This window comes from Yersinia sp. SCPM-O-B-9106 (C-191), from assembly GCF_026183365.1.
In the GTDB taxonomy this organism is placed as follows: Bacteria; Pseudomonadota; Gammaproteobacteria; order Enterobacterales; family Enterobacteriaceae; genus Yersinia; species Yersinia rochesterensis.
Genome location: NZ_CP110791.1, coordinates 117,349 through 137,106 on the forward strand (window position 1 = coordinate 117,349; position 19,758 = coordinate 137,106).

The window sequence follows — 19,758 nt, forward strand, 5'->3', positions numbered from 1 at the left end:
TGATGGTCGCCATGTTTAAACGGCTGGTATGCATCCTGCTGCTGGCCAGCTTTGGTTCGACAGCCGCGTGTGATTGGCCTGCATGGCAGCGGTTCAAACAAGACTATATCAGTGAAGGGGGGCGAGTTATCGACCCCAGTAACCCGAGGCAAATAACCACGTCGGAGGGGCAGAGTTACGGCTTGTTTTTTGCTCTGGTGGCCGATGACCGGGAGACATTTGACCGGCTATTAAGTTGGACAGAAAACAACTTATCGGCGGGGGATTTAACCACCCGCCTACCCGCCTGGTTATGGGGACAACGCAATGGAAATAGCTGGGATATTTTGGACCCCAATTCGGCTTCGGATGCTGATTTATGGATTGCTTACAGTTTGTTAGAGGCCGGCCGGTTGTGGGATATCCGTCGTTATAAGACCATGGGCACCTTGTTGCTGCAACGCATTGCTAAAGAAGAAGTGGTGAATATTCCGGGCCTCGGTGAAATGTTATTGCCGGGCAAAATTGGGTTTAGTAATGAAGACCGCTGGCGGCTCAATCCAAGCTATTTGCCACCACAATTGCTGGCGCGTTTTGCTTCTCTGGCGGGGCCGTGGAAAGAGATGGTTGATGCCAATCAGCGGTTATGGTTGGAAACGGCACCTCATGGTTTCAGCCCTGATTGGGTTGTGTGGCAAAAGGATAAAGGCTGGCAGCCGGATGAAACCCAGCCGAACATCGGCAGCTATGACGCGATTCGCAGTTATCTGTGGGCCGGAATGTTGCCCAATGATAGCCCGCAAAAGACCGCACTCATCCAGCGTTTCCAGCCAATGGCGGAGATTACCCAGCAACAGGGCATACCACCGGAGAAAACGGATGCCCTCACCGGCAAAACCAGTGGCGATGGGCCGGTCGGATTTTCGGCAGCATTATTACCGTTTTTAGCCAGCAACCCCGCGCCATTTAATCAGCAGGTGCTTAGCGAGCAACAAAAACGTGTGCAAGATTCACCTCCGGGCGCTGATGCCTACTACAGCGCGGTGCTGACATTGTTTGGTCAGGGATGGACAGAGCATCGCTATAGCTTTAATCGTCAGGGGGAACTTCAGCCTTCATGGAACAGTCAATGCGCAACATTAAAATAAACTGGCTATTAAGTTTGGCGTTATTGCCTCAAGCCTTTGTCGGTATGGCGCAGGGGGCTGAAGCTGTGTCGCCGACTCAATTTTTACTCGAGCAGGTGCGATTGGGGGAGGCGACCAATAAAGATGAGTTGGTGAAGCAATCCCTGTATCGCCTAAACATGATGGACCCGAATAATCCGGATGTTATCGCGGCAGGAATTCGCCAGGCGCTACGGCAAGGGAATCTGGCCGAAGCACAAAAACAACTGGATAAGTTGCAACAATTGGCACCCGACACTGAAGTATATCGCCGCGCTAAGTTGATGTTAGCCATGACAAAACCTGAAGTTCGTCAGCAATTGCAGGAGGCCCGTCTACTGGCAACGGCGGGGCGGGTTGCTGAAGCTAAAGTTAAATATGATCAATTGCTGCAAGGCAATCCACCGACTCTGGATCTGGCGGTTGAGTATTGGCGGCTGGTGGCGAGATTACCCGGTCAGGAAGCCCTTGCGACCCAGAAACTCGCCTCTCTGGACCAACAATATCCCGGCAATGTTGCCCTGCGCATGGCGCTGGCGCGTATGTATTTCAGCCAACAAAAGGCCGTACTTGGCTACGCCATGTTGGAAAAAGTGGCCGCAGACCCTACCGGGGCTTCAGATGCTGCTGATTTGTGGATGGACACCATCAAAGCGATGACCGTCAGCCCGCAAAGTGTTGCTGCATTGACCCATTTTCTTGACGTTTTTTCCACCGGCCCTCAAGCGGATGCTGCTCGTAAAGAGTTGGCTAATCAGCAGGTTACATTGGCCGATCCGGCCTATCAGGCGCGGTTGAGCGGGCTGGAAAAAGTCGACAGTGGCGAAGGGACGGGTGCCATCCCTGCATTGAAACAAGCATTGGCCGCCTCACCCAATGACCCGGAAATTCTGGGCGCGCTGGGTCTGGCGTATGCTCGCGGTGGCGATCGCGCGCAAGCATTACAGTTATTTGAACAGGCGCAAAAATCGGATAAAGACGGCCTGAAAAGTGATAAATGGGCCAGTTTGATCAAAACCAACCGTTACTGGCTGCTGAATGATGCCGGTGATAAGGCGCTGAAAGCCGGTAACACTGCGTTGGCACAGCAAAAATATCAACAAGCGCGGCAAATCGACGGCAGCGACAGTTATGCATTAATTGGTTTGGGTGATGTGGCAGTGGCCCGTCATGATGATAAAAGTGCCGAGCAGCATTATCAGCAAGCATTGCGTCTCGATCCCAGCAACAGCAGCGCGGTGCGCGGGCTTGCCAATATTTATCAGCGGGAATCACCACAAAAAGCACTGGATTACCTGAATAATTTGCCCCGCAGCCAACAAGCCAAAATGCGCGACACATTAGATAACTTGCAATTAGAAAGTCTGAAACAGCAAGCCGAAACCTTGGCGGCACAGCAGCAGTGGCAGCAGGCGGCAGAGAAATATCGGCAGGCGCAACAGAGAGCGCCGGACGATGTCTGGATAACTTATCGGCTGGCACAAGCATTGGCGCAAGAGGGCCAGACGGCGCAAGCGGATGCACAATTCCACCAACTGGCCAGCCGTAAACCGGGCGATCCTGAACAGGTCTATGCCTATGCGCTTTACCTTTCCAGCACCGAGCGGGATAGTCAGGCATTGGCGCATTTAACCACACTGCCCACGGCGCAATGGAATGATAATATTCGTGAATTAGACCAGCGCTTGAAATTGGGTCAAGTGCTGACTTTGGCCCGCCAATTGCGGGCAAGTGGCGATGAAGCGGGGGCCATCACCGCCTTGCGCCAGCAACCCGCTAACACACAAATTGACCTGACACTGGCAGATTGGGCGCTGGAGCGCGGCGACTACAGCGCAGCGCTGGCGGGTTATCAGCATGTCCGGGCGCGTGAACCGCAAAATCCTGATGCGCGTTTGGGCGAGATTGAAGCCTATATCGCCGAGGGCCGCCTCAGCGAGGCGCGTCAGCATTTGCAAACTGAGCCACTGACGGGTGACGGGGCGAGCTTAAATACTCAGCGGCGGGTCGCCAATGCCTGGAGTGGTGTGGGTGAACCACACAAAGCGGCAGATATTTTCCAGCGGTTAAAACCAGCCGCCGCCAAAGGCACCCCATCACAGGATAATGCTTTAATATTCCGTGATTCGGCTCGGCTGGCGCAATTACAGGGCCAACCCGCTGCCGCTCAGGATGATTTCAAGCAGGCGATGGTGGCCAGCGGCATAGCGGCTAAGCTTCCAGCAGATAATGACAGTTATACTTTACTGACTCGTAATCAAGCCACGGATGATTGGCTCAAACGCGGGATTCGTGCTGATGCTGCGGATCTGTATCGTCAGCAGGATACCCGCGTCACATTGGATCAAGACTATCTGCATTCAAGTGGCACTGAAGGGATTTCAGATCTCAGCGCCTACAACACCATGCTGCAAGTGGATACTTCGCTAGCTGATGGTCGGGTGTTCTTCCGCACTGACACCGTGCATATGGATGCTGGCACCTTTGACAAAAATACCCGTTACAAAGCAGGCACTTGCTACAAAACTGAGATTCCTTGTCAGACGAATTTACATCAACGGGCCACTGGCACCAGTGTCGCGGTGGGGTGGCAAAATGACAGTTGGGCCACAGATATTGGCACCACGCCGATGGGTTTTGAGGTGGTCGATGTGGTGGGGGGGCTGGCGTACAGCAACAGTTGGGACCATATTGGTTGGACGGCAACGGCTTCGCGGCGGCCGATATCCAACTCATTATTAGCTTTTGCCGGTAGCAAAGACCCCAATACCAATATCACTTGGGGGGGCGTGCGCGCCAGTGGTGTCAGCTTGGGAGCCAGTTATGACCGCGGGGAAGCTAACGGGGTCTGGAGTGATTTGAGCTATCATTATCTCACCGGGAAAAATGTGGCCGATAACCAGCGGCTGCGCTTTATGACTGGCTATTACTACAAGCTAATCAATGAAGATAACCGCCGTTTTACCGTCGGTTTGAATGGCATGTGGTGGCATTACCAAAAAGATCTCAGCGGCTACACGTTGGGCCAGGGCGGGTATTACAGCCCACAAAAGTATCTGTCACTGGCTATCCCGGTAAATTATCGGGAGCGGACAGATAACTGGTCGTGGGAATTGGGTGGGTCGGTGTCTGTTTCACACTCTGCGACCAATGATCGGGCGCGTTACCCACTGCAAAATCTGCTCAATAATAGCTTGCAGCCTATTCCAGATCGCGGTGATCCCGATTATGGTGACAGCAGCAATGGCGTGGGTTACACCTTGCGAGCTTTGATTGAGCGCCGCCTGAGTTCGCACTGGACACTGGGGGCCGGAGTTGATATCCAGCAAGCTAAAGATTATACCCCAAGTCATGCGCTGATTTACCTGCGCTACTCTATGGCGGGGTGGCAAGGTGACTTGGATATGCCGCCTCAGCCATTGGTGCCTTACTCCGACTTTAAGTAACAGCCAGTGGCGCTTTTTAGATAAAAAAAGCAACTTTACAGTGATAAATAGCACTTTGAAGTTGCTTCCCTGATAGGAAAAGACTGAAACCCACGGTATTCTTCCCAACCGGTTTGGTTTCATAAGATAAAATCTCAGGGCGATCGAGTATACTCGGACAGCATCGATGAGTCGCCGCATCACTGTGGCAACCATTTTATTTTATTCAGTCGGAATGGGTGGGAGTGAGTTTGCGGGTAAGGCGTTCATTAACGATTAAGCAAATGGCGGCGGTGGCAGTGGTTGCCCTGGTCACCATCTGTATTTTTATCGTCATTCAGTTATTCCACTTTGTGCAGCAGCGCAAGGACGATTACGCCAAGCAGTTGGAGAGTATCGCCTATTCAGTTCGCCAACCGCTGTCTGCGGCAATCTTGAGTGTCGATATCCCCCAAGCCAAAAATATCCTCAATAATTTACTCCCCATTGGCATCCTTAGCCGTGCCGATGTGATTTTACCTAATCAAATTCAGGTATTACACGCAAACTTCCCCACGGAAAGGCCCGTACCCCGCTGGGCTAAACGTATTTTTTCCCTGCCGGTGCAGATAACGGTGCCGTTATATTCTCTGGAGCGGGTATCCGCCAATCCGCAGCCACTGGCACATTTGGTGTTACGGGCCGACTCATTTCGCATGTATCAGTTTATCCTCAGCACCTTGTCGGCGATGCTCTCGACTTATTTGCTGCTGGCATTGGTACTCTCTGTATCACTCGCTTGGTGTATTAATCGCCTCATTATTCACCCACTGCGTGCGGTGGCCAAAGAGCTGGAAAAGATAGGTCAGCAAGGGGTACTGAATCACCAACTGACTTTACCTGCTCATCATCAGGATGATGAACTGGGTATGTTGGTTCACAATTACAATCGCAATCAACAATTGTTAGCTGAGGCTTATGCGGGCATGAGCTGTCCGCTGGGGACTGAATTACCTTTACTACATAAAACCCCGCAACAGTTGGCGCAGGAAAATGACATTTTGCGGGCGATTGAAAATCGTGATTTCGTCCTGTTTTTACAGCCGCAATGGGATATGGAAGAGCCGCGGATTATTGGTGCTGAAGCATTGCTACGCTGGCGGCAGGCGGATGGTAGCTATCGTCAACCTTCAGAGTTTATCACTGACGCAGAAGAAAGTGGCGCGATGATGCCGCTGGGTCATTGGGTGCTCGAGGAAGCTTGCCGCATTCTGGCTGACTGGAAAGCACAAGGAATTACCTTGTCACTGGCGGTCAATATTTCCGGCTTACAAATTCAATGTGAGAGTATTCTAACGCACCTGCAAACCATTATTAGCCGCAATAACATTGACCCACACCAATTGGTGTTGGAGATTACTGAGACTGCGCGTATTCAGAATCTCGATAAAGCGTTCATGTTATTGCGCCAGTTACAGGGGCTTGGCTTGTCTATCGCCCTGGATGATTTCGGTACCGGGTATTCAGGCCTGCAATATCTCAATCACCTAAAAAGCTTGCCGATCAATATCATTAAACTGGATAAAAGTTTTGTGAAGCATTTGCCCGAAGATGATGCGATGGCGCGAATCATTAGCACCATCTCCGACGTGCTGAAACTCCGAGTCATGGCTGAAGGTGTCGAGACGGATGAGCAGCGGCAATGGTTGTTAAAACAGGGTATTCAATGTGGGCAGGGCTTTTTATTTTCGGAGCCGTTACCCCGTGAGGAGTTTGAAGCCCGTTTTACCCTGCGCCCTTGACGCCACCGCGGTGTTAGCTTCCCTCACTGACCCGAATCACTGACTGCCCGTTGACCTTAAAATAAATAGACTCACCGGGATTCATTCATTTGCTGCCTTGCTGTAACGCCAATAGCTTGGGTAATATTTTTCGCCCTTGATGCTAGAGCGGTGTTAGCGGCATTTATTAATAATACCCATAAGTAAATATTCTGTTGGCATCTATTTTCTTATTTAAGTCGCGCCTACAATATTAACACCTATCTCGTCAAGATTATTTAATTCGAAATAAAACCCCTCCGAAATAGCCTTAATCCCTTACTACACCTGCGATAGAACAAAAAAAACCACAGTGTCAGTGCATTAGTTAAAACTATTTACTTTGAACCAAATCACATAAATGGATATTAGTTTTATTAATTTCGAACTATCAGTCATAGATCTCGGAACTTAATATCAAAATAAATAGAATAATGTTTCATAAATGAAATCTGTATTTATCATAATAATTAATTTTATTTATTAAAATAAGGTATCTGTAATGAAATTTAAATTATTATCTCTGGCAGTGGCATCACTTATCAGCACCAGCGCAATTGCCGTTACTATTGACTATCGTCATGAAACACAAGATCAAAGTGGTAATAATCACAAAGACCGCTTATTAATGTCCCACCGCTTTGCTAATGGCTTCGGATTATCTCTGGAAGGCAAGTGGAAAAGCGCCAGTGACAAGGATAAGCCATTCCATGAAGGTGTGAGTAATGGTACTGAAGTGGTTGCCAGCTATGTGTATAAAATTGATAAAACATTCTCTATCGAACCGGGTTTCTCATTAGATTCAAGCTCGAGTGCTAACAGTTATCGCCCTTATTTACGTGGCAAGGCAAATATCGTTGATGATCTCTCTATCTCATTACGTTATCGCCCTTATTACAAGCGCACTAGCGCCAATATTAATACAAAAAAAGACACGTCTGAAAATGGTTATAATCTGACGAGTGTTCTCAGTTATAAAATCAACAAAGAATTCCAATTAGACTACGAGCTGGATTACAAACAAGCTAATAAAGCCGGGGTCATTCTAGCGGATAACGAAAATTACGATTGGACCCATGATTTTAAATTGACGTATAAGTGGGATAAGAACTGGTCTCCTTATATGGCTGTCGGTAATGTCTCTGGCAGTAAAAATACCGATGAACGCCAAACTCGTTATCGCGTAGGCGTCAAATACAGTTTCTGATCCATTACTGAAGTCATTACATTCTGACCTTTGGGGTCACACCTCGCTATAACGATTTTTGACAGGTAACGAAGTCATGAAAAAAAGAGCGTTATTTTTGAGTATGGCAGCACTAGCCACGCTATATATTCCCGCCGGACAGGCCGCGGATACCGACCGCCTGACAGTGGTAAAACAGTATGTCGATAATGTATTAAATAAGGCATCCGATACCTATCACGGTGATAAACCTAGCCCGCTATTGGCGGATGGTGTTGACCCCCGCACTGGGCAGCAACTGGAATGGATATTCCCTGATGGCCGCCGGGCAGTATTATCAAATTTCTCAGCACAACAAAATCTCATGCGCGTTATGAGTGGGTTGAGCGAGCTGAGTGGCGATCCCCGCTATCAGAAGCGCGCTGAAGATATTGTTCGCTATCACTTCCAGAATTATCAAGACCCAAGTGGTTTACTGTATTGGGGCGGCCACCGGTTTGTTGATCTAAAAACGCTTCAACCAGAAGGGCCAAGCGAAAAAGAGATGGTGCACGAGCTGAAAAATGCTTATCCCTATTATGATCTGATGTTTAGCGTCGACAGTGATGCAACAGCGCGGTTTATTCGCGGCTTTTGGAATGCCCATGTTTATGATTGGCGCATTCTTGAAACCAGTCGCCACGGTGAATATGGCAAACCGATGAGCGCACTGTGGGAAAGCAAATTTGAGCAGCAGCCACCTTTCTTTGCTACCAAAGGACTGAGTTTCCTCAATGCGGGCAATGACCTGATTTATTCTGCGTCCTTGCTCTACAAACACCAGCAAGAACCCGGCGCATTAGTCTGGGCTAAGCGCTTGGCTGATCAGTATGTTTTGCCGCGTGATGCCAAAACGGGCCTTGGCGTTTATCAGTTTACTCAAGCTCTGAAACGCGAAGAGCCAACGGATGATGCCGATACCCATTCCAAATTTGGCGATCGCGCTCAGCGCCAGTTTGGGCCGGAGTTCGGCCCGACAGCATTGGAAGGCAACATGATGCTCAAAGGGCGTACCAGCACCCTTTATTCTGAAAATGCCTTGATGCAGTTGCAGTTGGGCAAAGATTTGGGGCCTCAGGGCCAGGATTTATTGAAGTGGACAGTGGATGGCCTGAAAGCATTTGCTCAATATGCCTATAACGATCAAGACAATACCTTCCGCCCGATGATGGCCAACGGGCAAGATTTATCAAATTACACCCTCCCACGTGATGGTTATTACGGTAAAAAAGGCACGGTGATCAAACCATACAAAGCAGGTAATGAATTCCTGATTTCTTATGCGCGTGCTTATGCTATCGACAATGATCCGTTGCTATGGAAAGTTGCCCGCGGTATTGCTAATGACCAAGGGTTGGGCGATATCGGTACTGCGCCGGGCAAAGATGTCAAAGTGAAAATGGATACCACCAACAGTGATCCTTACGCTTTGTTTGCTTTGTTGGATCTTTACCAGGCCAGCCAGGTAGCAGATTATCGGCTATTGGCAGAGAAAATCGGCGATAACATCATTAAAACGCGTTATATAGACGGCTTCTTCATGGCTTCTCCTGACCGCCAATATGCTGATGTTGATGCCATAGAACCTTACGCTCTGCTGGCTCTGGAAGCATCATTGCGCAATAAACCCCAGGCAGTGGCACCTTTCCTGAATGGTGCGGGCTTCACTGAGGGGGCTTATAGAATGGACGATGGTTCGGCGCGAATTTCAACTCGTGATAATGAACTGTTCTTGCTCAATGTGGGCGAGAAGCTACAACCGAACGGCCGTAAATAGTCCCGACAGCGGCCCGTGCTGGGGCCGCTGTTGGTAAAAAGTGCCGAGCAGCGGCTTCCCAGGGCCTGTTTGCTCGGTGCTTTTACCCACGGGTTTTCATCGTCGTATTAAACCGCCCCCTTGATTTCACCCTCAAAAGGGGGCTACCGCCCACTCAATATTCCGCTCAAAAATCATTCACTCCTTGCATACTTCACAACCGTAAATTGCTTCTTTTTTATCCTTTCTTATTGCTAATCATTTTGGGTTAATTGTCTGGTTGATTTGACCGTATTCCGATTGTTGCTGCCGCTTGAAGCGTTTCAGTTCTTAATTTCGCATTTAGGGTGCAATCCAGTGCAACTAATAATTTCCATATTGTTATGAGGGTGTTATTTTCCGCGCAAGCACGGATAAAAAAGAAGTGTCACTCAATTATCACAGAGAGCAAAGCGACAGGCTGCCGTGTATTACTCCAAAAGGACATAGTTATGAAAGCTTCAGTGTTTAAAAGTCTTTATTTTCAGGTGTTAACGGCGATTACTTTGGGTGTGTTACTGGGGCATTTCTACCCGGAACTCGGTGCTCAGATGAAACCTCTGGGTGATGGGTTTGTTAAACTAATTAAAATGATTATCGCACCCGTGATTTTTTGTACTGTTGTGACCGGTATCGCGGGGATGGAAAGTATGAAAGCCGTGGGCCGCACTGGTGCCATTGCGCTGCTCTATTTTGAGATTGTCAGTACCATTGCGCTACTGATTGGCTTGGTGATTGTTAATGTGGTGCAACCCGGTGCAGGTATGAATATCGACCCTGCGACACTGGATGCAAAGGCGGTTGCACTTTATGCTGAACAAGCTTCGCAGCAAGGGATTGTGCCATTCTTGCTAGATATCATTCCCAGCAGCGTAGTCGGCGCTTTTGCCAGCGGCAATATTCTGCAAGTCCTGTTGTTTGCTGTGTTGTTCGGTTTTGCCCTGCACCGCCTGGGTGAAAAAGGTCAGATTATCTTTAATGTTATTGAGAGTTTTGCCCGCGTTATCTTCGGCATTATCAATATGATCATGCGCTTGGCACCTCTCGGGGCTTTCGGGGCCATGGCCTTTACCATCGGTAAATATGGTGTGGGTAGCTTGGTGCAACTGGGCCAGCTCATTATCTGCTTCTATATTACCTGCGTGTTGTTTGTGGTGGTCGTGCTGGGGTCCATTGCGAAATTTAATGGTTTTAACATCTTCAAATTCATCCGCTACATAAAAGAAGAATTGCTGATCGTGCTCGGGACATCCTCCTCGGAGTCTGTGCTACCGCGCATGCTGGATAAGATGGAGAAAGCCGGGTGTAAGAAGTCCGTGGTGGGCTTGGTTATTCCGACCGGTTACTCGTTTAACCTGGACGGCACCTCTATTTATCTGACCATGGCGGCGGTATTTATTGCTCAGGCAACCAATACCCAAATGGATGTTATTCATCAGGTTACCTTACTGGTGGTGTTGTTGCTCTCCTCAAAAGGTGCGGCAGGGGTCACGGGCAGTGGCTTTATTGTCTTGGCCGCCACCATTTCTGCGGTTGGGCATTTACCATTAGCAGGTTTGGCGCTGATTCTGGGTATCGACCGCTTTATGTCTGAAGCTCGTGCGCTGACCAATCTGGTGGGTAATGGGGTTGCAACTATCGTGGTAGCGAAATGGTGCAACCAATTGGATAACGACCAACTGCAAGCGGTGTTATCAAATAAAACCTTACCGAATAATGAGATAAAGAATAGCGTTTCTCCGTCTTAATACCCCGCTAACTCTCTACATTCTAAAAACTACCGGTGGCGAATTGTCACCGGTAGCATCTCTTCATTATGCCCCTTGATAGCCTTTATTGTGTTAATTACCATTTAGATACTATTTTTTACTCTGATGAGTGACATCGGCAAAAGCATGCGGTCTAACAGAATGGTACACTCCCAGCTTCAGTTTTTACGCGAGTGATAACCGTTGATTTTTCGCCCAATAATGACGGCATAACGATGCGTGTTTGAAAGCTGGACTTATTTATTTATGTTTTCATGATTACCCTATTGCATGACGCCGCTATGTTACTCATTGGCGGTTGGCGTGAAAGTACAGATGGCTTACATGAATGACATGACGTTGCATCGTTTTAACATTGGATAGTTTATTAAGTAGGGGTTCACATGCAGGGCACCAGAATTCGTCTTATAGTTGGTGGGTTATTGCTGGCCGCCGCCAGTAGTAATGTGCAGGCTGAAGCACTACAACCCGATCCTGCCTGGCAGCAGGGGAAATTAGAAAACGGGTTTTCATGGCAGTTGTTGGCAACGCCACAGCGCCCTAGCGACCGGATCGAGTTACGTCTGGTGGTTAATACAGGCTCATTAGTTGAGAGTGCGCCGCAAATTGGCTTTGCCCATTTGTTACCGCAACTGGCATTAATGAGTAGCGCGAGTTTTACTCCTGCCCAACTTCAGTCGCTATGGCAACAAGGGGTCGATAAAGATCGTCCGTTGCCACCGGCTATTACATCTTATGATTTCACTTTATATAGCTTGAGCTTGCCCAATAACCGCCCTGACTTGCTGAAAGAAGCTTTGGCATGGTTGTCCGATACCAGTGGCAAGCTGGCCATCAGTGAACAGACCGTTAATGCGGCGCTGAATAGTGCTACCGATCCTATTGCTACGTTCCCACAAAATATTCAGGAACCTTGGTGGCGTTATCGGCTAAAAGGCTCTTCTCTGATGGGGCATGATCCCGGCCAGCCAGTGGCAAAACCGGTAGATATTGAGAAGCTAAAACAGTTTTATCAGCAATGGTATACCCCGGATGCCATGACATTGTATGTCGTGGGGAATGTCGACAGCCGCAGTATTGCCGCCCAAATCGGCAAAACATTCTCTGAGTTGAAAGGGAAGCGGGCGACACCAGCACCTGTCGCGATGTTAGCGCCATTGCCGCCAGAGCCGGTGAGCTTGATGAATGAGCAGGCGACGCAAGACACGTTATCACTGATGTGGGATACCCCTTGGCATCCGATTCAGGATTCTATTGCGTTAAGCCGTTACTGGCGCAGTGATTTAGCCCGTGAGGCATTGTTCTGGCATGTTCAGCAAGTGCTGGAAAAAAGTGATCAGAAAAACCTGAAATTGGGCTTTGATTGCCGGGTGCAATATCAGCGCGCTCAATGTGCCATTCATTTGAATACACCGGCAGAAAATCTGACGTCGGGTATGAATTTCATTGCTCGTGAACTGGCGAGCTTGCGCGCCAATGGCCTGAGTCAGGCAGAGTTTGATGCTTTGATGGCGCAGAAAAACGATCAGCTCAGTAAGTTGTTTGCCACCTATGCCCGCACAGATACTGATATTCTGATGAGCCAACGTCTGCGTTCACAACAAAGTGGTGTGGTGGATATCGCCCCGGAGCAGTACCAGAAGCTACGACAGGCTTTCTTGTCAGGTCTGACTTTGACGGTACTGAATCAGGAATTGAAGCAGCAATTATCACAAGATACCACGCTGATTCTGACGCAGCCAAAAGGCGAGCCAGAAGTGAATGTAAAAGCATTGCAGGATGCATATAACGCAATTATGACACCACACACAGTGGTGCCAGAAGATGCTGCGCCTACAGTGGCTGCTGCGGAGACGGCACCGCCGACACCCACAACAGCTCAATAAGTAAAATATTGAGTCGTTATGAATAAGCCCGGACACTATGTACCGGGCTTATTGGTGTTGTCCTGAAAGAAGGGGAAGCGCCCCTAGGTGCGATAAATCCGTCGGACTGAATGCTGAATCACACCGCTGGCATTGCCGCCAGTGGGATGATTGCCCCACGATATTGAATCACGGTGCTGGCGGTTAAATGTCCGCGCACAGCGGCGTCATGCGCACTGCCACCGGTCAGGCGAACTGCCAAATAACCGGCACTGAACGAATCCCCAGCCGCCGTGGTATCGACCACTTTCTCTTTCGGCAGTTTAACCGCTGGAACATCATACTGGTGGGCTTCAAAGCCCTCTTTCACCCAGACGATGCAAGAATCTGCGCCGCGCTTGATAACAATTTCGCTTACGCCTAAATCTTGAGTGCGTTCAATCACTTGCTCTATTGGCGTCTCGCCCCACAGCATATCTTCATCGTCCAATGTCAGGAAAGCGATATCCGTGCAGGCCAACATGTCGCGATAGGCTTCTTGTGTCTCTTCTTTGCTCTGCCACAGGCGAGGGCGGTAATTGTTATCAAAGATAACTTTGCCCCCGTTAGCCCGACAGGCGCGCAGCAATGTCAGCAAACGCTGGCGAGAAGCACTGTCGAGGATCGCCAGGCTGATGCCGCTGAGATACAGATAATCAAATTTTTCAAGGCGTTGGCAGATTTCATCCGCCTGTGGGCTGGTCAACCAAAAACGTGCGGCGGCATCATTACGCCAATAATAGAAAGTGCGCTCACCGGTGCTATCAGTTTCAATGACATACAGCCCCGGCAATTTATTATCCAGACGCTGAATGAGAGAGGTGTCGATGTTCTCTTGCTGCCAGGCGGCCAGCATCTCGTTACTGAAACTGTCAGTCCCCAGCGCCGTGACGTAATGTACATTCAAGTCCTGCTTGGATACCTGACGGGCAACATACACCGCAGTATTCAGCGTATCGCCGCCAAAGCCCCGGCTAAGGTCGGTACCTTTTTGTGACAGTTCAATCATGCATTCGCCGATAACGGCAATATTTTTGCTGGTCATGGAAAGCTGGCCTGTGAGTCAATAATGAAGATAAGGTTAGTCTCACTGCTGGCTTAGTCTGAGTCAATAGTATTAAAACGATGTTTTAAATTTTTTATGATGTAAGTCGGGAAACTGACAAGTTTCCCGTTATTCTGAACACATTTATGGCCCTGAAAACCTTCACTCTAAAAACAATGATGCTGAAAATAAGTATTCTAAAAACAATTAGGATGACTTTCTCAGGTCGGTCACACTATGGCCGCCAATCCCCCAGTTATCGGTATCGACTTCATCAATCACCACCACGGTAGTGGCCGGGTTTTTACCCAGAGTGTCGACTAATAGCTGGGTGACACCGGCGATCAGCTGTTTTTTCTGCTCCGCCGTCGCCCCTTCGCGCGTAATTTTAATATTGACGTAAGGCATGTTCATCTCCATTAAGTTATTGGGTATGGCATTGATTAACAACTATAGATGGCTTAAATGTGCCGCACCAGCTCGCTTAGGAGGAATAATCTATCATGCTGCTATATAAAGTTCTGGTCGCCTGAGTCGATAACATCTTCAGAAGAAAAACCGTTTATCACCGGGTGCCCCCAGTTGTTGGCAATCCCTATTGCCGTAGCTGTTTGATGCCCTAAAATATGGCGACTAAACTGATGATGACCAATAAAATATCAGGTTTACTTGCGCCATCCTTTGCCGCTATTGATCGAAATAAAGGACAGAGCTTCTGGCGGCAATGTCAGCGTCGGTATACTTTTCAACCTATCTATCGTACCTCTGGTGCGCTGCTGGCTATCGAGTTGCTTACGGCGGTTTTTCATCCCTCATCACCGGATACCCGTTTGAATCCGGAGGATTATTTTAGTGCCATTAGTATCCGCGCCCGTTTGGATGTGGTGCTCGAGCAGTTGAGTATGGTTAAGCAGTGGCATGAGATATTTGTACATCACTCGGTGTTGGTCTCAATCAACATTGATGGTCAGGCGCTAATGGCAATGCAGGATGATCAGCAGGCTAAGGCGTTAATTGATGCTATGCCTTACATTCGTTTTGAATTGCTGGAGCATGTCGACACCTCTCTTGATACCCCTTTTGCACGTATTGCCGAGGCAGACCGGTTATGGCTGGATGATTTTGGCAGCGGGCTAGCGAATTTCACATCATTCATTAGTTGGCGCTATGAGTACATCAAAGTTGCCCGAGACTTATTTATCGTGCTGCAAGAAAGTGATGTCGGGAATCAGCTATTTTTCAAACTGGTGACCTTAATGGGCAGCTATAGCAAAGGGGTGATTGTTGAAGGGGTGGAAACCTCACAAGAATGGGCGATGGTGCAGCAGTCTGACGCCGTTGCCGCACAAGGTTATTATCTCTCCCGACCGACGTCATTTGACCGTTTACAGTCCCTCCCAATGCTGTTCTGTGGCTAATCTTTAGGGTTAATAAATGCCCATCCCCCTCCTCTAACCCGCCTTCCTTCGCTATTCTCGACTATGGTTAAAGTGGTTTTTTAATTTAAGATCATGAGTATTGGCATGGAGCTGTTATGACCAAAACCGGAAAAGTGCTGACGGGCATTGGCGGGGGTATTGTGCTGCTGCTGGTCGCCGCCATCGTGTTTATTATGACTTTCGACTGGAATCGCCTAAAGCCAACTATTAATGAAAAAGTCTCGACTGAGTTGCAACGGCCTTTCGCCATCCGAGGCAATCTCGGGGTGGACTGGTCACGCAAAAGTGATGAACCGGGTTGGCGGGGCTGGGTGCCGTGGCCGAATATCCACGCTGAAGACTTGGTGCTGGGTAACCCGTCAAATTTAGTCAGTGAGAAAACCGCGGATAAAGCTAATGCCACTGCGGGCACCGCAGAATCTACCGCATTCCCTGCCGGGGAAATGATCACTTTAAAACGGGTCGATGCCAGCATTGCGCCGTTGGCATTACTGGCGAAAGAAGTTTGGATACCGCGTATCTGGCTGACACAACCGGATGCCCACCTGCTGCGGCTGGCGAATGGCGAGAATAACTGGACATTTAATCTGGCGAATAGCTCTGCGGATGATAAGAGCGCCGCTTCTGATTGGTCGGTTAATATTGATGATATTGTCTTTGATCGCGGTCAGATAAACCTGAAAGATGCGGTGCTGAAAGCAGACTTGGAGGCGGTGATTGACCCGCTGGGCAAGCCGTTGCCGTTTGTTGAAGTGACGGGCGCACGTAATGAGAAAAAAGATAAGCAACCGGCTGAAAAGGCAAAGAATAATGCGCCTGATTTTATCTTTGGCTGGAAAGTTGACGGTAAGTATCAGGGCCAGCCTTTAACCGGCAGTGGCAAAATTGGCGGCATGTTGTCGATGAATGATGCCAGTACCCCTTTCCCCTTGCAGGCGGATATCCGTTCTGGCACTACCCGAGTGGCGGTGGCGGGCACATTAACGGATCCCGGCAATCTGGCGGGGTTGGATCTGCAATTGAAATTATCCGGTGCCAGTTTGGATAATCTCTATCCACTGCTGGGCGTGTTATTGCCGGCCACCCCCCCTTACAACACTGATGGCCGCTTAATCGCGAGTCTCAAGCAGGTCGGTGGGGCGGTTTATCGCTACGAAAACTTTAACGGCAAAATCGGCGACAGTGATATTCATGGCAACTTGGCCTATACCGCCAGCCAACCACGGCCAAAATTAACCGGCAACATGTCATCGGAAAAATTACGTTTTGCTGACTTAGCGCCGTTGATCGGGGCGGATTCCAATCAGGAAAAAGCCAATCGCGGTGAGCGCAGCCGACAACCCAGTAATAAGGTGTTGCCGACTGAAAAATTTGATACTAAAAGCTGGGGCGTGATGGATGCCGATGTCACCTATGCAGCTAAACGTATCGATCGGGATAAATCATTGCCATTAACCGACCTGTCGACTCACGTGGTGCTCAATAATGGTGAGTTGCTGCTCGACCCGCTGCGATTTGGCATGGCAGGGGGGAATCTCAATGCCATTCTGCGGCTGAATGGCAATAAAAACCCTATGCAAGGCAAGGTTGATTTGCATGCCCGCCGCTTGCAACTAAAAGAGCTATTACCGCAGGTGCAGGCGATGCGCAACAGCTTGGGGCAATTGAATGGCGATGCATCATTTACCGCCAGCGGCAACTCGGTTGCAGCTCTGTTGGCAACCAGTAATGGTCATCTGCGTTTGTTACTCAATCAGGGGCTAATCAGCCGCAGCTTGATGGAGTTACTCGGCCTGAATGTCGGTAACTACTTGGTGGCGAAGCTGTTTGGTGACGATGAGGTCAAAATTAACTGCGCGGTGGCTGATGTTCAGTTACGCAATGGTTTGGCGACGCCACGGCTGTTTGTGATTGATACTGAGAATGCCATTATCAATATTAGCGGAAATATCAATTTTGCTACCGAGCGGCTGGATTTATCTATTGATCCGGAAAGCAAAGGGCTGCGAATTTTAACCCTGCGCTCACCGCTGTATGTGAAAGGCACATTTAAACGCCCAGATGCGGGAGTCAAAGCCGGGCCTTTGTTGGCCCGTGGCGCGATTGCTGCGGTGTTAGGTGTGGCCTTCACTCCTGCCGCCGCATTACTGGCACTGATTTCCCCCAGTGAAGCTGAAAAAAACCAGTGCACGCCATTGCTGCAAAAAATGAAGCAAAAGAAATAGCGCGTTAATGTATCGGTGGTTGGGGCAGCAGTTGGCAACTGTGATCTTGCAGCTCCTCCACCGATGCCCGATGTAGCGTTATCAGCCGGGCTTTACTGGCGAGCAATAAAAATTGCCCATCGGGCAATGCCGTCATGGCGAGACCATAGCGGCCCATGTCATCTTTCGCGCCCGGCACTTCATCCGCTAACAAGCGAAATGCCCCTGATTGCTGTAATTCTGCCGCCGTCGTCCGCCGCACCAGATAATCATGCCCCAATAAACCGCCGGGTAGGGGCTGCCATTGTTGGTGAAAATCGGCTTCCTGTGCCGCCAAAGCGGTTTTGACTGCTGGTTTTAGGCAAGAAATATGAATATGTAAATGGTCCTGACTGCGGCCATATTTTGAATTGATAGTTAGCGAAATATCCGCATCATCAATGGGTGCTCCGTATTTATCCGCCATAAAGTTGCGAGCTTGCCAGGCATCAAAGAAGTAGTTGGGGCTGCTGGTGGCCAATAACTGCGGGCTTTCTATGCCGCTGATTTTTGCCGTCGGCATCAACAAATACTGTAATGGCCCGTGAATATCTTTGTACACCACGAACCCAGCGAGGGTATCAACCTCTGCACAAGGTTGCGGATTATGTGCCGTTTCCATATGGGGAACACATTGCTGACTCACAATCTTCCACAGCGCATCCGCATTGCTGAAGCGCAATTTATAGCCAATGCCCAGCAGGATAATGACCAGCAATATCAGTAAAAACCACGGCTTTTTTAGATAACGAAACATTGGCTTCCCTTCACTTTCCATGATGAGCCACTAGTGTAGTGAGATATCCGTGGGGCGGGCAAACCCCATAATGCTTATTTATCATTATGGGGTGTTGACCTTAAACCGGAATGTAGGGCTATTGTGGGTTTTTATTGCCCGGTTCTGAGGGCAGAGTGCCGTCTTCGGCATAGCGGGCGGTCGCTATCCAGGCGGCGCAAAATAAGGTCAGACGGGCGAAAAAGTAGAAAAAGGCCATTAAACCAATCACCGAACCAAAGGCCGCCCCTGAGGGGGAGCTGGCAAGGCGCGGCAGCATCATGGTCATGATAAATTTGATGATTTCAAAGCCAATTGCCGCAATCAGGGTGCCCCGCAATAGCGCTTTTTTCTTCGGCTTATGTCGCGGAAGAATCCAAAATATCCATAAAAATAACAGATAGTTAGCAGCTATAGAGATAGACAGAGCAATCAGTGTCATCACGGGCCGCAACCACTCGATCCCCCCTAATCCTAATGCATTAACAATCGCGGATTGCGCCGCTCCGGCGATAGAGGTCAGCGAAAGAGTAATAATGAGCGCGATAACTAAGCCAGTGAGTGACATAAAATCACGGGCATAGCGGTAATAGAATTTTTCCTGATCCTGTGGATTGCGCTCCCAGACATCGCGCGACTGGGCACGAATGGCTTCGCGCAGATTTCCCATCCAACTGATACCGGAATAAAGCGCAATCGCCAAACCGGTTAACCCGACAGTAGTGCGTTGCTGAATAGCGGTATTCACCGTGTTTTTAAGGGTGGCCGCCAGACTTGGGTCACTGATGGTATTAACAATTTTGTTAATTAATTCAGCCAATAAGTCGGGGTTAGAGGCCAGCACAAAACCCACTGTGGCAAAAGAGACCATCAAAATAGGGATCAGTGATAAAAATGAAAAATAAGTAATAGCAGCGCCAAACTGGCTGCCCAGCCGGTCATTGAAGCGGTCTGTGGCGCGGATAATATGGGCAACAGGGGGATAAGCTTTCACACGGTCAATTATTTTCATCATAGGTCAACTTCCCGTGCCATAAAGGAAATTGCTTTTTTACCCGTTTCAATTCCAGCAGTCAGCGGTGCTGGGTTGTCTCGCGGTGCGTTCGGCATAATTCTCCTTGAGTATGTTAATCCATGCTTTATGCAGATGATTATGCTAAAGAATATGACATAAAATAGCCGCTAATCTGTTGA

12 protein-coding genes and 1 pseudogene are annotated in these 19,758 nt (G+C 49.1%); 9 read left to right on the forward strand and 4 right to left on the reverse strand.

Annotation, left to right across the window (positions count from 1 at the left end; translation table 11 throughout):
- Positions 1 to 2: 2 nt before the first annotated feature.
- From bcsZ to OP863_RS00490, 7 genes are all read left to right on the forward strand, one after another.
- Positions 3 to 1,127, forward strand: coding sequence for a cellulose synthase complex periplasmic endoglucanase BcsZ (bcsZ, locus tag OP863_RS00460; RefSeq protein WP_265525765.1), 1,125 nt, complete (start codon positions 3 to 5; stop codon positions 1,125 to 1,127).
- Positions 1,109 to 4,591, forward strand: a complete 3,483-nt coding sequence (gene bcsC, locus OP863_RS00465) for a cellulose synthase complex outer membrane protein BcsC (RefSeq protein WP_265525766.1) — start codon at positions 1,109 to 1,111, stop codon at positions 4,589 to 4,591. Before bcsZ ends, bcsC begins: the two co-directional genes overlap by 19 nt.
- A gap of 230 nt (positions 4,592 to 4,821) precedes the next feature.
- On the forward strand, positions 4,822 to 6,351 hold the full coding sequence (locus tag OP863_RS00470; RefSeq protein WP_265525767.1) for an EAL domain-containing protein: 1,530 nt from the start codon (positions 4,822 to 4,824) through the stop codon (positions 6,349 to 6,351).
- 520 nt (positions 6,352 to 6,871) lie between these two features.
- Positions 6,872 to 7,576, forward strand: a complete 705-nt coding sequence (locus OP863_RS00475; RefSeq protein WP_265525768.1) for an oligogalacturonate-specific porin KdgM family protein — start codon at positions 6,872 to 6,874, stop codon at positions 7,574 to 7,576.
- Positions 7,577 to 7,652: 76 nt separating this feature from the next.
- Positions 7,653 to 9,371 (forward strand): pectate lyase, encoded by a 1,719-nt coding sequence (locus OP863_RS00480; protein WP_145591710.1) that lies wholly within the window; start codon positions 7,653 to 7,655, stop codon positions 9,369 to 9,371.
- Between the two features lie 470 nt (positions 9,372 to 9,841).
- Positions 9,842 to 11,137, forward strand: a complete 1,296-nt coding sequence (locus OP863_RS00485) for a dicarboxylate/amino acid:cation symporter (protein WP_038637443.1) — start codon at positions 9,842 to 9,844, stop codon at positions 11,135 to 11,137.
- 404 nt (positions 11,138 to 11,541) lie between these two features.
- Positions 11,542 to 13,044: a M16 family metallopeptidase gene (locus OP863_RS00490; protein WP_145588615.1), complete on the forward strand. Its 1,503-nt coding sequence runs from the start codon at positions 11,542 to 11,544 to the stop codon at positions 13,042 to 13,044.
- Positions 13,045 to 13,162: 118 nt separating this feature from the next.
- Here the strand turns inward: OP863_RS00490 and OP863_RS00495 are convergent, their stop codons facing one another.
- Together OP863_RS00495 and OP863_RS00500 are read right to left on the reverse strand one after the other, a co-directional pair.
- On the reverse strand, positions 13,163 to 14,107 hold the full coding sequence (locus OP863_RS00495; RefSeq protein WP_145591709.1) for a sugar kinase: 945 nt from the start codon (positions 14,105 to 14,107) through the stop codon (positions 13,163 to 13,165).
- A 207-nt stretch (positions 14,108 to 14,314) separates the two neighbouring features.
- Positions 14,315 to 14,515 (reverse strand): 2-hydroxymuconate tautomerase family protein, encoded by a 201-nt coding sequence (locus OP863_RS00500; RefSeq protein ID WP_004388926.1) that lies wholly within the window; start codon positions 14,513 to 14,515, stop codon positions 14,315 to 14,317.
- 218 nt (positions 14,516 to 14,733) lie between these two features.
- Here OP863_RS00500 and pdeH point away from each other — a divergent pair, with 218 nt between their 5' ends.
- A complete protein-coding gene (pdeH, locus tag OP863_RS00505; RefSeq protein WP_038637436.1) occupies positions 14,734 to 15,525 on the forward strand; it encodes a cyclic-guanylate-specific phosphodiesterase in 792 nt (263 codons plus the stop codon).
- A gap of 116 nt (positions 15,526 to 15,641) precedes the next feature.
- Complete coding sequence (locus tag OP863_RS00510; protein ID WP_265525769.1) at positions 15,642 to 17,771, forward strand: AsmA family protein; 2,130 nt, start codon at positions 15,642 to 15,644, stop codon at positions 17,769 to 17,771.
- Between the two features lie 4 nt (positions 17,772 to 17,775).
- Here OP863_RS00510 and OP863_RS00515 read toward each other — a convergent pair whose 3' ends face one another.
- Together OP863_RS00515 and yhjD are read right to left on the reverse strand one after the other, a co-directional pair.
- The gene (locus OP863_RS00515; RefSeq protein WP_265525770.1) at positions 17,776 to 18,546 is read right to left on the reverse strand and encodes a CDP-diacylglycerol diphosphatase; all 771 of its coding nucleotides are present in this window, start codon (positions 18,544 to 18,546) and stop codon (positions 17,776 to 17,778) included.
- 118 nt (positions 18,547 to 18,664) lie between these two features.
- Positions 18,665 to 19,674 (reverse strand): annotated as a pseudogene (gene yhjD / locus OP863_RS00520) (inner membrane protein YhjD).
- Positions 19,675 to 19,758 lie beyond the last annotated feature (84 nt).

Bases quoted from the DNA above. Each gene is read 5' to 3' on its own strand.
- bcsC (WP_265525766.1), top strand. From the start codon at position 1,109: ATGCGCAACATTAAAATAAACTGGCTATTAAGTTTGGCGTTATTGCCT.
- OP863_RS00515 (WP_265525770.1), bottom strand. From the start codon at position 18,546: ATGTTTCGTTATCTAAAAAAGCCGTGGTTTTTACTGATATTGCTGGTC.
- OP863_RS00475 (WP_265525768.1), top strand. From the start codon at position 6,872: ATGAAATTTAAATTATTATCTCTGGCAGTGGCATCACTTATCAGCACC.
- OP863_RS00500 (WP_004388926.1), bottom strand. From the start codon at position 14,515: ATGCCTTACGTCAATATTAAAATTACGCGCGAAGGGGCGACGGCGGAG.
- bcsZ (WP_265525765.1), top strand. From the start codon at position 3: ATGGTCGCCATGTTTAAACGGCTGGTATGCATCCTGCTGCTGGCCAGC.
- OP863_RS00480 (WP_145591710.1), top strand. From the start codon at position 7,653: ATGAAAAAAAGAGCGTTATTTTTGAGTATGGCAGCACTAGCCACGCTA.
- OP863_RS00485 (WP_038637443.1), top strand. From the start codon at position 9,842: ATGAAAGCTTCAGTGTTTAAAAGTCTTTATTTTCAGGTGTTAACGGCG.
- OP863_RS00495 (WP_145591709.1), bottom strand. From the start codon at position 14,107: ATGACCAGCAAAAATATTGCCGTTATCGGCGAATGCATGATTGAACTG.
- OP863_RS00510 (WP_265525769.1), top strand. From the start codon at position 15,642: ATGACCAAAACCGGAAAAGTGCTGACGGGCATTGGCGGGGGTATTGTG.
- OP863_RS00490 (WP_145588615.1), top strand. From the start codon at position 11,542: ATGCAGGGCACCAGAATTCGTCTTATAGTTGGTGGGTTATTGCTGGCC.
- pdeH (WP_038637436.1), top strand. From the start codon at position 14,734: ATGGCGACTAAACTGATGATGACCAATAAAATATCAGGTTTACTTGCG.